The 14,762-nt window shown below is 65.5% G+C and carries 14 protein-coding genes; 6 read left to right on the top strand and 8 right to left on the bottom strand.

Going from position 1 to position 14,762, the window contains the following annotated elements; genetic code table 11:
* Nucleotides 1-14 precede the first annotated feature (14 nt).
* Nucleotides 15-611, top strand: coding sequence for a helix-turn-helix domain-containing protein (locus AC1EJR_RS00920; RefSeq protein WP_092293936.1), 597 nt, complete (start codon nt 15-17; stop codon nt 609-611).
* An 81-nt stretch (nt 612-692) separates the two neighbouring features.
* Here the strand turns inward: AC1EJR_RS00920 and AC1EJR_RS00925 are convergent, their stop codons facing one another.
* From AC1EJR_RS00925 to urtA, 7 genes are read right to left on the bottom strand one after another with little or no spacing between them, the layout of a single operon-like run.
* Complete coding sequence (locus AC1EJR_RS00925) at nt 693-1,007, bottom strand: zinc ribbon domain-containing protein (protein WP_092293934.1); 315 nt, start codon at nt 1,005-1,007, stop codon at nt 693-695.
* Between the two features lie 37 nt (nt 1,008-1,044).
* Nucleotides 1,045-2,277, bottom strand: coding sequence for a formamidase (gene fmdA / locus AC1EJR_RS00930; protein WP_477146805.1), 1,233 nt, complete (start codon nt 2,275-2,277; stop codon nt 1,045-1,047).
* 52 nt (nt 2,278-2,329) lie between these two features.
* A complete protein-coding gene (urtE, locus tag AC1EJR_RS00935) occupies nt 2,330-3,019 on the bottom strand; it encodes an urea ABC transporter ATP-binding subunit UrtE (RefSeq protein ID WP_092293930.1) in 690 nt (229 codons plus the stop codon).
* Between the two features lie 30 nt (nt 3,020-3,049).
* The gene (gene urtD, locus AC1EJR_RS00940) at nt 3,050-3,793 is read right to left on the bottom strand and encodes an urea ABC transporter ATP-binding protein UrtD (RefSeq protein WP_092293928.1); all 744 of its coding nucleotides are present in this window, start codon (nt 3,791-3,793) and stop codon (nt 3,050-3,052) included.
* 12 nt (nt 3,794-3,805) lie between these two features.
* The gene (urtC, locus tag AC1EJR_RS00945) at nt 3,806-4,933 is read right to left on the bottom strand and encodes an urea ABC transporter permease subunit UrtC (RefSeq protein ID WP_441644539.1); all 1,128 of its coding nucleotides are present in this window, start codon (nt 4,931-4,933) and stop codon (nt 3,806-3,808) included.
* 19 nt (nt 4,934-4,952) lie between these two features.
* Nucleotides 4,953-5,867 carry an urea ABC transporter permease subunit UrtB gene (gene urtB, locus AC1EJR_RS00950; protein ID WP_092293926.1) on the bottom strand — a complete coding sequence of 305 codons (915 nt, stop codon included), beginning with the start codon at nt 5,865-5,867 and terminating at the stop codon, nt 4,953-4,955.
* A 37-nt stretch (nt 5,868-5,904) separates the two neighbouring features.
* Complete coding sequence (gene urtA, locus AC1EJR_RS00955; protein ID WP_477146806.1) at nt 5,905-7,185, bottom strand: urea ABC transporter substrate-binding protein; 1,281 nt, start codon at nt 7,183-7,185, stop codon at nt 5,905-5,907.
* Nucleotides 7,186-7,353: 168 nt separating this feature from the next.
* On the opposite strand from urtA, the gene AC1EJR_RS00960 reads away from it, so the two are divergent.
* The 5 genes from AC1EJR_RS00960 (at nt 7,354) to AC1EJR_RS00980 (ending at nt 13,818) form a co-directional block, all read left to right on the top strand.
* Nucleotides 7,354-10,701 (top strand): hybrid sensor histidine kinase/response regulator, encoded by a 3,348-nt coding sequence (locus AC1EJR_RS00960; protein WP_477146807.1) that lies wholly within the window; start codon nt 7,354-7,356, stop codon nt 10,699-10,701.
* Between the two features lie 22 nt (nt 10,702-10,723).
* On the top strand, nt 10,724-11,368 hold the full coding sequence (locus AC1EJR_RS00965; RefSeq protein ID WP_441591261.1) for a response regulator transcription factor: 645 nt from the start codon (nt 10,724-10,726) through the stop codon (nt 11,366-11,368).
* 239 nt (nt 11,369-11,607) lie between these two features.
* Nucleotides 11,608-12,477: a Bug family tripartite tricarboxylate transporter substrate binding protein gene (locus AC1EJR_RS00970; protein WP_477113146.1), complete on the top strand. Its 870-nt coding sequence runs from the start codon at nt 11,608-11,610 to the stop codon at nt 12,475-12,477.
* Nucleotides 12,470-13,336 (top strand): PhzF family phenazine biosynthesis protein, encoded by an 867-nt coding sequence (locus tag AC1EJR_RS00975; RefSeq protein WP_092293916.1) that lies wholly within the window; start codon nt 12,470-12,472, stop codon nt 13,334-13,336. The genes AC1EJR_RS00970 and AC1EJR_RS00975 overlap by 8 nt, the downstream gene beginning before the upstream one ends.
* Nucleotides 13,333-13,818 carry a RidA family protein gene (locus tag AC1EJR_RS00980; RefSeq protein ID WP_477146808.1) on the top strand — a complete coding sequence of 162 codons (486 nt, stop codon included), beginning with the start codon at nt 13,333-13,335 and terminating at the stop codon, nt 13,816-13,818. Before AC1EJR_RS00975 ends, AC1EJR_RS00980 begins: the two co-directional genes overlap by 4 nt.
* Before the next feature lie 19 nt (nt 13,819-13,837).
* Here the strand turns inward: AC1EJR_RS00980 and AC1EJR_RS00985 are convergent, their stop codons facing one another.
* Complete coding sequence (locus AC1EJR_RS00985; protein ID WP_369823413.1) at nt 13,838-14,650, bottom strand: helix-turn-helix transcriptional regulator; 813 nt, start codon at nt 14,648-14,650, stop codon at nt 13,838-13,840.
* Nucleotides 14,651-14,762: the final 112 nt, after the last annotated feature.

The following is a 14,762-nucleotide window of genomic DNA, read 5'->3' on the forward strand; positions in this document are numbered from 1 at the left end:
CTTCGATCCCCGGGATGACGAAAAAGCAAGAAGTGAGCGCAGAGCCCGCGACGCCGGGCATTGCTGAGCGCCTGGCTGAGCTACGCAAGCTGAATAGCTTGACGCTTGAAGAACTGGCGCAGCGCGCATCGCTGACGAAGAGCTACCTGTCCAAGCTGGAACGGGGGTTGTCGTCGCCGACCATCGGCACCGTGCTCAAGCTGGCTGAAGCGTTGTCAGTGACCGTCGATCAGCTCATCTCCAGGTCATCGCGCGCCAACGAGATCCTTCACGTAAAGGCCGGCGACCGCATTCCGTTCAGTCCGTCTACCGAGCGACATGGCTATACCTATGAAGCCATTGCGGCGGAGCGACCGGACAAGGCCATGCAGCCGTTTATCATGCTGCCGCCCTTCACATTGGCTGAGGATCAACCGATGGCCAGCCACGCTGGAGAGGAGCTGATCTTCGTGGTATCAGGGCAAATGGAGGTGTTGTTCGATGGCCGCACCGTGCGCATGAGTGCCGGTGACTCGCTCTACTTCAATGCCTCGATTCCTCACAGATCGCGCTCGGTGGGCAAAGTCCAGGCGCAAGCGCTAGTCGTGGTCAGCGATCGCAGGAAGATTTGATATTGGGCACGGGGAGACCGTGCCTCAACGGCGCTGGACGCCCCAGCACGTTGGCCGCGCTGGGGTCAGTCCCTGTGCTGCTCAGTGCGAGATCATCCACGGCCTGCCGCTGGTGCTCTTGGCCACGTCGGGCCGGCCGGCGAGCTTCGGCTGCGCGCAGCACCCGCAACCGGATCCATGCCGCGATGATTCCTTCGGCGCAGCCGCGCTGCGTTCGTTGACCGCATGGGCGGCCCGCGCCGACGCCGCCATGCTGGCGAGCGCCGGCGCGGCCACGAGTGCCCGTTCCGCACCCATGCCGCAGGCGGGGCACATGGCAGGCGCATCGCGCCGGGCCATCGGCCGGATCAATGCAAACTCGCCGCAGTCCTTACACCGGTAGTCATAGGTAGGCATCGCCGCTCCGCTGGGTGGATTGCAACATGGTGCCGGCTTAGACCACGTCTGGCGACAGTGGCAGATCCACGTCCCCCGCGATCATCCGCGTCGGCCCGCTGGCGCTGGGACGGATGTCGAAGTCGAAGATCTGGGTGGGCAACCACAGTGTGGCGCAGGCATTGGGAATGTCCACCACGCCACTGATATGCCCCTGCACCGGGGCGGTTCCGAGGATGGAGTACGCCTGCGCCCGCGAGTATCCGAACTTGGTCATGTACTCGATCGCATTCAKGCACGCCTGCCGGTAGGCGACCTGTACGTCCAGATAGTGCTGCTTGCCCGCTTCGTCGACAGAGATCCCTTCAAAGATCAGGTAGTCGTTGTAGTTCGGCGTGATGGGGCTCGGCTTGAAGATCGGATTGCGGATGCCGTACTTGGCCATGCCGCCCTTGATCAGCGACACGCGCATATGTACCCAGCCCGCCATCTCGATCGCGCCGCAGAACGTGATTTCGCCGTCGCCCTGCGAGAAATGCAGGTCGCCCACGGAAAGCCCGGCACCATCCACATAGACCGGGAAGTACACCTTGGCGCCGCGCGACAAATCCTTGATGTCGCAGTTGCCGCCATGCTCACGCGGTGGCACCGTGCGTGCCCCCGTGGCGGCGGCCTGGTCGCGCGCATCGCCCTGCAGCTTGCCCATGTGCGCCGTCGCCGCGAAGGGCGGATTCGCCAGCGGTGGCACGCGGTCCGGTTGCGTGGCGATAAAGTCCATCTCCCGCTTGTTCCATGTCTCGAGCATGGCCGGGTCCGGCAGGCAGCCAATCAGCCCCGGATGGATCAGCCCGGCGAAGTTCACACCGGGGATATGCCGCGACGAGGTGTACAGGCCGTGGAAATCCCAGATCGACTTCTGCGCCTGCGGGAAATGATCGGTCAGGAAGCCGCCGCCGTTCTGCTTCGAGAAGAATCCGTTGAAGCCCCACTGGCTGTCAGGCTTCGCGCCGATGTCGAGCAGATCCACCACGAGGAGGTCGCCCGGCTCCGCGCCTTCCACGCCCACCGGGCCGGTCAGGAAATGGACGATGGAGAGATCGATGTCACGCACATCGTCGGCCGAGTCGTTGTTCTTGATGAAGCCGCCGGTCCAGTCGTAGGTCTCCAGGATGAAATCCTCGCCGGGCTTGACCCAGCAGGCCATCGGGATATCCGGATGCCAGCGGTTGTGGACGTTGGGGTTCTCGTACGGCGATTCGGCCAGATCGACCTTGATCAGGGTATCCGTCATGACGTTTGCCTCCTGGTAGCGGGGAAGATGCGGTGAAGATGCGGGATTGCGTTCAGACCGACAGCAGTTGCCGGATGTGCGCCACATCCGTGCTGTGGCGCTGGGTCTCGTGCACGAAGCGGCCGCCTTCGATGACCAGCAGCCGATCGGCCACGTCCATCGCGAAGCTCAGCACCTGTTCGGAGAACACGATAGTGATGTCGCGCGTGCGCCGAATCTCGTTCAGCGCGCGCGCGATGTCCTTGATGATCGAAGGCTGAATGCCCTCGGTGGGCTCATCCAGCAGCAGCACCTTCGGGTTGCTCACCAGCGCGCGGGCGATGGCCAGCTGCTGTTGCTGCCCGCCGGAGAGGTTGCCGCCCTTGCGGCGCCGCATGTCGAACAGCACCGGGAACATCGCGAAGATCTCGTCCGGAATCCGCCGCACGCGGCTTTGCTCCATGCCGGTGAGGATGTTCTCCTCCACGGTCAGGTGCGAGAAGATCATGCGGCCCTGCGGCACATACCCGAGGCCGGCGCGCACGCGACGATAGCTTTCGTCGTGCGCCACGTCGCGGCCATCCACGGTAACCTGGCCCGAGCGTACCGGGAGCATGCCGATCATCGCCTTGAACAGCGTGGTCTTGCCCATGCCGTTGCGGCCCATGATGGCCACGGTTTCGCCTTGCGCTGCGGAGAAAGACACACCATGCAGCGCCTCGCTCTGGCCATAGTTCACCACCACGTTGTCCACGGAAAGCATGCGGGATTCTCCTTTGGCGAGTTGGCCGCGTCAGTGGCCGAGGTAGACGTCGATCACGCGGGGGTCGTTCTGCACCTGGGCCATCGAGCCTTCGGCCAGGATGCGGCCCTGGTGCATCACGGTGACCTTGTCGGCAATACGCTGCACGAAGTCCATGTCGTGCTCGATCACGATCACCGCGCGGCCCTTGCTGATGCGCTTGAGCAGGTCGGCGGTCAATTCGCGCTCGCGTACGCTCATGCCTGCGATCGGTTCATCCAGCATCAGCAGTTTCGGGTCCTGCATCAGCAACATGCCGATCTCCAGCCATTGCTTCTGGCCGTGCGAGAGCTGCGCCGCCTCGCGCTCCAGGACATCGTCGAGCGCGATCTCCGCAGCCACCTCGGCCACGCGCTGGCGCTCCGCCTCGGTGGTGCGAAAGGTCAGTGCGCCCAGCACGCTGCGGCCGCGGGGGAACGAGACGGCCAGGTTCTGGAACACCGTGAGGTTCTCGTAGATCGAGGGCGTCTGAAACTTGCGCCCGACCCCGGCGCGTACGATCTGGTATTCGGGCAGGCCCGTCATCTCGCGATTGCGAAACTTGACGCTGCCGCCGCCGGCGCGCGTCTTGCCGCAGATCAAGTCGAGCAGCGTGGTCTTGCCGGCGCCGTTCGGGCCGATGATCACGCGGAGCTCGTCGCGGTCCACGTATAGCGTGAGGTTGTCGATGGCCTTGAAGCCGTCGAACGACACGGTCAAGTCCTCAACCGCCAGCATGAAGTCGGTATTGCTCATGATGTCTCCCGGTCAGGCCGTCTTGGCCGGCAGGGATTCCGGCTTGGGCGGCTCGGTGGTGCGGCGGCGACGGCCGATGTACTTGGCGTAGAGCCCTGCCAGCCCGTCGGGAAACGCCACCACCACGCCGATGAACAGCGCCGCCATCAGGAACAGCCACAGATCCGGAAAGCTCTCCGAGAAGTAGGTCTTGCCGGCATTCACCAGCAGCGTGCCCCACACCGCGCCCACCAGGCTCATGCGGCCGCCCACCGCGGCGAAGATCACCATCTCGATGGACGGTACGATGCCGACGAACGACGGCGACATGAACCCGACTTGCAAGGTGAACATGGCGCCGCCGATGGCCGCCAGCGCGGCCGCCAGGCAAAACACGAACACCTTGAACATCGACACGTCGTAGCCCGAGAACCGCACGCGGTCTTCCTTGTCGCGCATCGCCAGCAGCAGCACGCCGAGCTTGCTGCGCTGGATCCAACGGCACAGTGCGATGGCCCCGAACAGCAGCGCCACGGTGACGAAGTAGAGAATCAGCCGAGCGCTGTCGGTGCGGATATCCCAGCCGAGCAGCGTCTTGAGGTCGGTGATGCCGTTCACGCCGCCGGTATAGCCCTGTTGCCCGATGATCAGCACTGACAGAATGAGCGCCACCGCCTGCGTGATGATGGCGAAGTAGACGCCACCCACGCGCCGCCGGAACATCGCCACGCTGATGACGAATGCCAGCAGGGCCGGCACCACCACCACCCCGATCAGCGCGACCGGCAGATGGCGGAACGGCTCCCACCACCATGGCAGCGCCGTGAGCTGGTTCCAGTCCATGAAGTCGGGAATGCCCGGCGTGGACTGGATGGCGGTACTTTTGGCATCCGATGCCTCCAGCTTGAGGAACATCGCCATGGCATAGCCGCCGAGGCCGAAAAACACGCCCTGGCCCAGGCTCAGGACGCCGCCGTAGCCCCACAGCATCACCAGCCCCACGGCCACGAAGGCGTAGCTCAGGTATTTGCCGATCAGGTTCAGGCGGAACACATCCAGCGCAAGCGGCATGATCACCACCAGCACGAGCGCCAGCAGCGCGTAGCCGGCCCATGCGCCGCCTATGCCGCGCAGCCGTTGCAGTCGGGAAGAGTTGGACATCGTTTGTGCTCCTGGCATGTCAGCGCCGTACCGCCGGGGCGAACAGGCCCTGCGGACGAATCATCAGGATGGTCACGATCAGCAGCAGGGTCAGCACCCGTGCCATCGACCCGGTCATGAAGAACTCGGTGATGGACTGCATCTGCGCGATGCCGAACGCCGACGCCACCGTGCCGGCGAGGCTCGCTGCCCCGCCGAACGTGACCACGAGGAACGAATCGACGATGTACAGCGCGCCGCTGGTGGGGCCCGTGGAGCCGATCGTCGTGAATGCCGCGCCGGCCACGCCCGCGATGCCGCAGCCGATGGCAAACGTCAGGCGGTCGGTGCGCCGGGTATTGATGCCGGCTGCATTCGCCATCGGCCGGTTCAGCGTGGTGGCGCGTACGCGCAGCCCCCAGCGCGACCGGTACAGCGCGAGCCAGACAAGCCCCGCTACACAGAGCGTGAGCGCCATCACGAACAGACCGTTGATGGGGATGTCGAGCCCGGGTGCGGGTGACCATGAACCCATCAGCCAGTCGGGCAGCGTGGGGCTGACTTCCTTGGGGCCGAAGGTGGAGCGGAACGCCTGCTGCATGCCGAGCGACAGGCCCCAGGTGGCGAGCAGCGTATCGAGGGGCCGCTTGTAGAGATGCCGGATCAGCGCCCATTCGGCCAGCCAACCCGCGCCGAACGCGATGGCGAACGCGGCGCAGATGGCGATGGGAAAGTAGTAGGGCATCCACGTCGGCGCCAGGCGCTCCACCGTGGTGGAGGCCAGGAAGATGACATAGGCGCCGATGGTCATAAACTCGCCGTGCGCCATGTTGATGACGCCCATCTGGCCGAAGATGATGGCCAGCCCGAGCGCCATCAGGAGCAGCACCGAGAACAGGCTCAGCCCTGCAAAGCCCTGCATCAGGCCGATGTTCAGCATGTCCGACACGTTCATGACTCTTACTCCGTGGATCGATGGGACGGCGACGGGCTTACTGATAGCCCTTCGGGAACGGATTGGGCGGAATCAGTTGCGGCGACTCGGCCACCACCTTGAACTGGCCATCGAGCTGCGCCAGCCCGACGCGCGTCTTGCTCCACAGGTGATGATTCGTATCCACCTTGACGTAACCCTCGGGGGCGGACTTCAATTCGATGCCCGGCGAGGCCGCGACGACCTTGTCGATATCGAAGCTGCCGGCCTTCTCCACCGCGGCTTTCCACAGCCAGGGGCCCAGGTAGGCGGCCTGCGTGACATCGCCGATCACGGCCTTGCTGCCGAACTTGCTCTTGAATGCATCGACAAACTGCTTGTTGTTGGGGTTGTCGAGCKACTGGAAGTACTTCATGGCCGCGTAGTAGCCGGCGATGTTCTCGCCGCCGATGCCGAGCACTTCGTCCTCGGTGACCGAGATGGTCAGCAGGAACTGCTTGTCGGCGGTAATTCCGGCCGCCTTGAGCTGCTTGTAGAAGGCAACGTTCGAGCCGCCCACGACGATCGCGTAGATGCAGTCGGGCTTGGCGACCTTGATCTTGTTGATCAGCGAGTTGAAATTGGTGTGGCCGAGCGGGTAGTACTCCTCGCCCACGACCTTGAGCTTGAGGAAGTTTTCGATGTGTTTGCGCGCGATCTTGTTGGATGTCCGCGGCCAGATGTAGTCGGAGCCAATCAGGAAGAAGCTCTTGGCGTTCTTCTGCTTGGCGGCCCAGTCGAGGCCCCAGATGATCTGCTGGGTCGCTTCCTGTCCGGTATAGATCACGTTCTTGGACTGCTCGAGGCCCTCGTAGAACGTCGGGTAGTAGAGCAGGCCATTCTCTTTCTCGAAGACGGGCAGCACGGCCTTCCGCGAGGCGGAGGTCCAGCAGCCGAACACGGCCGCCACACGGTCGTTGACCAGCAGCTTGCGGGACTTCTCGGCGAAGGTCGGCCAGTCCGAGGCACCGTCTTCCTTGATGACCTTGATCTTGCGGCCGAGGATGCCGCCAGCGGCGTTGATCTGGTCGATGGCGAGCTGTTCGGCCTGGATCGACCCGGTTTCCGAGATCGCCATGGTGCCGGTGGCCGAATGCAGCTGGCCCACGGTGACCTCGGTATCGGTGACGGCGAGCCGGGTGGTGTTCACGGTGCCAGTAGGCAGATTGGCACCGTGCGCCTGCGCGGCCATGCCGGCCAGCGGCAGCGCGGGCAGGGCGGCAAGGCCCTGCATGAGCCGGCGGCGGTGCAGGGAAGGCGGGGACCCGTTCTGTTCGTTATCGCTTTCGTTGTCACGCATGATCGACGCTCCGTTGGGGAAGAGGAATGCTGCGGAGCGATCATGCTGCGGGTGGGGGACGCCCAGCCATACGTCATTCAACGTAGTCGGGCCGGCCACTGGCGCACGGCACATCTCTTGCATCCGCAGCGCACGACCCATTGCCAGTGCGACCATGCACCCCTCTCCATGTCGAGCGTCCCCCAGCCCGTCCAGCGCATCAGCAAGATCCGGCGCGACTACAACCGCTGGGTGGCCGACGAGACCCTTGAGGACTACGCGCTGCGGTTTGCACCAAGGTCGTTCCGAAAATGGAGCGCGTTTCGGGTCGGAAATACCGCTTTTGGTGCAGTCGCGTTCCTCGCGCTGGAAGCCATCGGTGCCGCCATCACGCTCAGCTATGGCTTCACCAACGCGATGTGGGCCATCGGCGTGGTCAGCCTTGTCATCTTCCTGACCGGCCTGCCGATCTCCTACTACGCCGCGCGTCATGGCGTGGACATGGACCTGCTGGCACGGGGTGCGGGGTTCGGCTACCTTGGCTCCACCGTCACCTCGCTGATCTACGCCAGCTTCACCTTTATCTTTTTCGCGCTCGAGGCGGCCATCATGGCGCAGGCATTCGAGCTGCTGTTCGGTCTGCCGAGGTCCATCGGCTACCTGCTGTCCGCCATCGTGGTCATCCCGCTGGTCACCCATGGCGTGACGCTGCTGTCGCGTATCCAGCTCTGGACCCAGCCGCTGTGGCTCGTGCTGCTGATCCTGCCCTATGGGCTGATCCTGTGGCGCGAGCCGCAGCGCTATACCGAGTTTCTCTCGCTCAACGGGCGCCTGGCCGATGGCGACGGTTTCTCATGGGAAGCGTTCGGCGCCGCCGCCACGGTAGCCGCCGCGCTGATCGCGCAGATCGGCGAACAAGTGGACTTCCTGCGCTTCATGCCGCCGCTCACGCGGGACAACCGCGTGCGATGGTGGGGGGCGTTGATTGCGGCCGGACCGGGCTGGATCTTCCTTGGTGCGGCCAAGATGGTTGGCGGAGCGTTTCTCGCCTTCGTCGTACTGCAGGCGGAATTGCCGATCGCCCACGCGCTGGAACCGACGCAGATGTACCTGGCAGGCTTCGCACTCGGGCTCGGCAACGGTTGGCCCGGCTGGGTGGCCGTGCTCCTGACAGGACTGCTGGTGCTGGTCTCCCAGACCAAGATCAACATTACCAATGCCTACGCGGGCTCGCTGGCGTGGTCGAACGTGTTCGCACGGCTCACGCACAGCCATCCGGGCCGCGTGGTATGGCTCGCGTTCAACGTGCTGATCGCGGTGATGCTGATGGCGATGGGCGTGTTCGAGGCATTGGAGCAAGTGCTGGCGCTCTACGCCCACCTGGCGGTGGCGTGGGTCGGCGCCATCTTTGGCGACCTTGTCATCAGCAAGCCGCTTCGACTGTCGCCGCGCGATATCGAATTCCGCCGCGCCTACCTGTTCGACATCAATCCGGCAGGCTTCGGCGCCATGGTGCTGGCCTCGGCGTTGTCGATGCTGGTGCATCTCGGCGTGTTCGGCGACACGCTGCGTCCCGCCTCGGTAGGGGTGGGTCTCGCGCTGGCGGTCCTGTTGCCGCCGGCGATTGCCTACCTCACGCAGAGCCGCTATTTCATCGCGCGGGCACCGGTCCACTTCGGCGCGCGGCACGCGGTCATCCGTTGCGCGATCTGCCGTAACCCGTTCGAGCAGGAGGACGTGGCCGCGTGCCCGGCCTATCGCGGCCCGATTTGCTCGCTGTGCTGCACGCTGGATGCGCGCTGCGGCGACCGGTGCAAGCCGGGGGCCAGCGCGCAGGAGCAGATCGCCTTCGCGCTCACGCGCGTGCTGCCCGCCGGCACGCCGCTGGTCATGGCACGCCGCATCGGTCAGTTCAGTCTTGTGTTGGCTGGGATGGTGTTCGCGTTCGGCACGTTGCTGTGGCTGCTCTATACGCAGGAGCAGCTATCGGGCCCATTGGTGCACAGCGCCGCGCCGCGCACCGACCTGTTTCTCAAGATTGGTGCCGGGCTGGTGCTGTTTGCCGCGGTCGCTTCCTGGTGGCTGGTGCTGGCCAACGAAAGCCGGACCGTCGCCCAGGAAGAATCGGAACGCCAGAACGGGCTGCTGCAAAAGGAGATCGATGCGCACCGCCGTACCGATGCGGCGCTTCAGCATGCCAAGGAAGTCGCGGAGCAGGCCAATGCCGCCAAGAGCCGGTTCATCACCGGCATGAGCCATGAGATGCGCGCGGGGCTCAACTCCATCCTGGGATACTCGCAGCTGCTGCTGCGGGCACCGGCGTTGCCGGCGGCATGCCGCGAGGATGTGCAGACCATCGGCCGCGCCGGCGAACACCTGTCCAGCCTGGTCGATGGCCTGCTGGAGCTGTCACGGATCGAGGCCGGCAAACTGCGGCTCGAGCACGACGCCGTGGCGCTGGAGGGCGTGTTCGACGACCTGGTACGCATGTTCCGCCCGCTGGCCGCGGCACGCGGGCTGACGTTTCACTATCGCGTATCCGGCGCCTTGCCGGCCCATGTGCATGGCGATTCCAAGCGATTGCGGCAGATTGTCATCAACCTGGTCAGCAATGCCATCAAATTCACGGAGCACGGCGCGGTCACGCTGGCGGTACGCCATCAGCGTGAACTGGCGACGATCACGGTCAGCGACACGGGGCCCGGCATCGCGCCGGAAGACCAGGTGCGCATCTTCGATCCGTTCGAGCGCGCCACGGCCCATGACGACCGAGAGGGCATCGGACTGGGACTCGCCATCGTGCGGCTGCTGGTGGACCTGATGGGCGGCGAGGTCAGGGTGCGCAGTGCACCGGGCATGGGCAGCGAGTTCTCGGTGCGGCTCTATCTACCCGCACTGTCCGTACCGGTAACACGGCCACGGAGGGTCCCGGAGGCGCCGCTGCCGGCGAATGCAAGGGTGTTGATCGTCGATGACCGGCAGTCGCACCGGGCGGTGCTGCGCGGCTTCCTGTCACCGTTGGGGCTGGCGGTGCAGGAAGTCGGGGAGGGCGCCGCTGTGCTCCCGCAACTGCGGGCGTGGCATCCGCATCTGGTGCTGCTGGACCTGAACCTGCCGGATGCATCGGGTTGGGACCTGTGCCGTGAGATCCGCGCGGAGCCGGGCGCGCCGCAAGTGGTCATCGTCTCCGCCAACGCTCACGAGAACACCGAGGAGGCCAGGCTTCAGCATGGCTACCTCGGCTTCGTCAGCAAGCCGGTGCGCGAATCGGAGCTGATCGACATGGTCCGGCACGCGCTGACGCTGCCCGCCCAGCCCGCCGAGCCCGAGGCGCCGCCCCACGCCGAGCTGCTGCGCGAGATGCTGCAACTGGGCGCCACCGGCCGGCTGCGCGCGCTGGAGGCGCAACTGGCGGAACTTGCCGCCAGCRGCGGCGGCATCGGTGCGTGGGCGCGCAAGATGCTGACGCTGGCGCGTACCGATGGCGCTGCATTGAATGATCGACTTGGCGAGGCGCTCCGTGCATCCCGAACCTGAATCTTCTGCATCCGAAACACGTGTGCTCGTGGTGGACGACAACGCCGACGCGCGCAGCTTCCTGACCCGCGCGCTGGGCGGCGAAGCCATGCTGGTGCACACCGCTGCCAGCGGCAACGCTGCGCTCGGCGCGCTGGCCCACTTTTCCCCGGATGCGGTGCTGTTGGACGTGGATATGCCCGGGATGGACGGTTTTTCCACCTGTGCCGCGTTGATGGACCGCCACGCAGACCTCCCCGTCATCTTCATGACCGGCCTGGGCGATACGGTGCACATCGTACGGGGCTTCGAGGTAGGCGCGTGCGACTACGTCACCAAGCCGGTGGCCATCGCCGAGGTGGTGGCCCGCGTGCGGTCCCACGTCGGCAAGGCGCGGCAGGCGCGCGCGCTGCGCGAGGCCATCCTGCGCGGCCATGGCGAAGCGGAAGGCAGCGCCGACATGCTCGCGTCCACGGCGGCACTCACGCGGCGTGAGGCCGAAGTCATGTCGTGGGTAGCCCGTGGCAAGACCAACCGCGATATTGCCGACATCCTCGGCATGAGCCCGCGAACCGTCAACAAGCACCTGGAGCACATCTTCGAGAAGCTCGGCGTGGAAACGCGCACTGCCGCCGTGGCAGCCAGCGCAGCACGCGCCAGGGGGCATGTACCGGCACCGGCCGATTGATCTGTCGGGCGCTTTGGACGCCGGATCTGCCGCGAGCGCATTTTGGATCGCTGAACGTCGCATTCCGGTTTGAGGGCGGGTCGACGCGTTTCTAGACTGCATGCATTCCAACGAGGGGAGTGCACATGTCCATCCTGTCCATATCAACGCGCAGGGCCCGGTGCGCCCTGCTGGCGGGCGCTGTCGCAGCGTGTTCCGTCGCCGCCCATGCGGAAACCTGGCCGGCGAAGCCCATCACCATGGTGGTGCCATTCCCGGCTGGTGGCGGTACCGACCTCGTGGTTCGCTCGATCCAGCCGCTGCTGCAGCGCGAACTCGGGCAGCCTGTCGTGATCGACAATCGCAGCGGGGCTGGCGGCACGATCGGCTCGGGCTTCGTGGCGCGGGCCGCCGCCGATGGCTACACGGTGGGCGTGGTCACGACGAGCACGCATGCGGTAAGCGTCGCGCTCTATCCGAAGCTGGCCTACAACCCGGCGAAGGACTTCGCCTATGCGGGCTTCATCGGCACATCGCCTTATGTGCTGGCCGTCCACAACGCCATGCGCGTGGCCGATGCCCGGACGCTCGTCGCCCGGTTGAAGGCGGACAAGTCGCAGCACAGCTTTGCGTCGGTAGGCGTTGGCACCGTATCGCACCTGATGGGCGAACAGTTCCAGAAGTTCGTTGGTGTGCCGATGGTCCACGTCCCGTATCGTGGCGCGGCACCGGCCTACACCGATCTGATTGGCGGTCAGGTGCAGATCATGTTCGACAACCCAGTCGGATTGGCGCCCTACATCAAGGCTGGGAAGGTTGCCGCCATCGCCGTGACGGCCTCCACGCCGCTGTTGCCGGACCTGCCGACGTTCGCCAGCCAGGGTGTGCCCGGCTTCGAGCAGCAGCTGTGGTACGGCATCGCCTTTCCGAAGGGGACGCCCGCTGCGATCGTCGATCGCTTCAATGCCGCGTTGAACAAGGTGCTCGCCGACAAGGCGGCCGCCGACGATCTTGCCGGCAAAGGCGTGACCGCGCGCCCCGGGACGCCGTCCGCGCTGCAGGCTGCCGTCCAGCAGGACATCCCATACTGGGGCAAGATTGCCAAGTCCGTGGGAGCCATAGGTGAGTGACGTCAATCTGATCCGGGTGTTCGTGCGCGATGGGCAAGGCGGCAATCCGGTGCCGTTGGTCGCCGACGCGCGTGGCATGAGCGCGCCGGCAATGCAAAGCGTTGCCGCAACGCATGGACACGAGTCGGCATTCGTATTGCCGAGCGAGATCGGCTGCGATTGGCGCTTTCGCTTCTTCGTGCCGCAGCACGAGATGGAGATGTGTGGCCATGCCACGGTGGGCACGCTGTGGGCGCTGCGCCAGTGGGGGCGTTGGACCACGCCGACGGCGCGCATCGAAACGCTGAGTGGCATCGTGCTGGCGTATTGGGACGACGCATCGCAGCGCGTCTGGATTTCGCAGCCGGCAGTGCGTACCGAGGTGCTGGATGCCGGGGCGTCGGACCGCGTGGCCATGCAGCTCGGCCTGCCTGCCGGCAGCTATGCGGCCATCAATGCCGCGACCAGCCGCGTGAAGACGCTTGTCTGCCTGCCATCCGTGGCGATGCTCGACGGTTTGCAGCCGGATTTCTCGACCATGGAGCCGCTATGCGCGTCGATCGGCTCGACTGGCCTCTATCCCTATGCGTTCGGGGCGCCTAAAGCGGACGGGCAGCCCGTCGTCCATGCGCGGCAGTTTCCGAAGTCGTCGGGCTATCCCGAAGACGCCGCCACCGGCATCGCTGCGGCGGCGTTGTGGGGGTATCTKAACCAGGCGGACCCACTGCGTGGTCAGGGTCGAACGGTGTCGTCCATCGCAGTCCGGCAGGGCGATGCCATGGGCAGCCCTTCGGAAATCCTCGTGGCTCCACGCCATGGGGACTCAGGCGAGCCCGACGGCTGCTGGCTCAGTGGCGGCGTGGCATGGAGCGACGCATGACGGTCAGTTCTCCCGAAGCCTTGCTTGCTGCCGCAGGATTTGCCATGCCCGCGGTGTCCAGTCCGCGTGGTAGCTATGCGCCGTATCGCGCGGTGGAGGTGGGGCCATCGCGTTGGGTGTCGATCGCCGGGCAGGTATGCCGGCAGCAAGGCGTGGCCATGGCAGGCCAATGCCAGAGCGAAGCCGATGTGGAACCCGCCCGCCGTGCTGCCGAAGTATCGATGCTGAACGCGCTGGCGGCGCTTCGGGTGGCTTGCGACGGCGAGTTGTCACGCGTCATCCAGATCGTCCGCCTGCGCGGCTTCATCCGCGCGGCGTCAGACTTCACCCATCATCCGGCCGTGCTCGATGCGGCCTCGGCCGTCCTGCGTACGGCATTMCCCGATCAGCCCCTGCCCGCTCGCAGCGCGCTGGGTGTGTCGAGCCTGCCGGATGGGGCGTGGACGGAGATCGAGATCGATGCTGTCGTGATGGCGGGATGAGGTCGCCAGTCCGCCGCGCCTATGACGGATCGGCGGCCTCGCGCAGCAAGCGGTGCAGATGTCCGCTGGATGAAAAGCCGAGGTCCAGGCTGACGCTGGCGACGGATTGACCTTGCGCGATCAGGGCGCGTGCATGCGTAGCCAGGATGCGACGCCTGAGTGCCACGGGCGTCACGCCGAACTCGATCTGGCAAGCGCGCTGCAAATGCCGGATCGAGACGCCCAGCTCGCTGGCCACGGTATCGATCGAAGGCAAGGGCAGGTCGCGTTCGAGCGCCTGATGGAAGCGCCGGACCATGCGCAGTGCCACGGATGCCGGCTCTTCGGGTATCGCCAGCGGCCGGCTGCTCATCAGTTGCTCCACGATGGCGCGCACCAGCCAGGAAGCGCTCGTCGCCGAGATCCCCGGCGCCAGCAGCGCCTCGAGCATTGCGATGGTCGCGGCGTCCAGATGCATGGCGCCAAACGGTCGACCGGCGGGCAGGCGGTCGGGCGGCAGGTATAGCTCCCCATGCTGTTGGCGCCCGCGCTCGGATGCCGTCAGATGCGAGATCGACGCCGGCAGCAGCACTGCGGTGCCGCGCACCAGCGAAACGGCATGCGGCGAGTCCGGCTCGCCGGACACATCGTTCCATGTCGTCTTGAGTCTCCCCATGCGCGGCCACAGCAGCATGCCGCAGTCGTGGATATGCCATCCCCGGTGAAAAACGGGCTGGCGGCTGTCATGCAGCGCGAATCCATGCTTCGCAGTCAGATGCAGCTTGGGAGACAGGTGAGGATCGTTGGTCATCGGGGGCGCTTCGGCAGCCATCGGCAGCATGCCGTCGATCATACGCTGTTCCCGGTCTCTCCCAGTTCACCAGAACCGGGCGTTCCGGCGATTCCACGACAACCCACAAAAAAAGCCCGCAGCCAGACCGGCCTGCGGGCTTCAACACCCTTGT

The organism is Cupriavidus sp. 05T42 (assembly GCF_056396345.1).

Coding starts and splice junctions, on each gene's coding strand:
- urtE (WP_092293930.1), bottom strand. CDS start 3,019: ATGCTTTCCGTGGACAACGTGGTGGTGAACTATGGCCAGAGCGAGGCG.
- AC1EJR_RS00985 (WP_369823413.1), bottom strand. CDS start 14,650: ATGATCGACGGCATGCTGCCGATGGCTGCCGAAGCGCCCCCGATGACC.
- urtB (WP_092293926.1), bottom strand. CDS start 5,867: ATGAACGTGTCGGACATGCTGAACATCGGCCTGATGCAGGGCTTTGCA.
- AC1EJR_RS00970 (WP_477113146.1), top strand. CDS start 11,608: ATGGTGGTGCCATTCCCGGCTGGTGGCGGTACCGACCTCGTGGTTCGC.
- urtC (WP_441644539.1), bottom strand. CDS start 4,933: ATGTCCAACTCTTCCCGACTGCAACGGCTGCGCGGCATAGGCGGCGCA.
- urtD (WP_092293928.1), bottom strand. CDS start 3,793: ATGAGCAATACCGACTTCATGCTGGCGGTTGAGGACTTGACCGTGTCG.
- AC1EJR_RS00925 (WP_092293934.1), bottom strand. CDS start 1,007: ATGCCTACCTATGACTACCGGTGTAAGGACTGCGGCGAGTTTGCATTG.
- AC1EJR_RS00920 (WP_092293936.1), top strand. CDS start 15: ATGACGAAAAAGCAAGAAGTGAGCGCAGAGCCCGCGACGCCGGGCATT.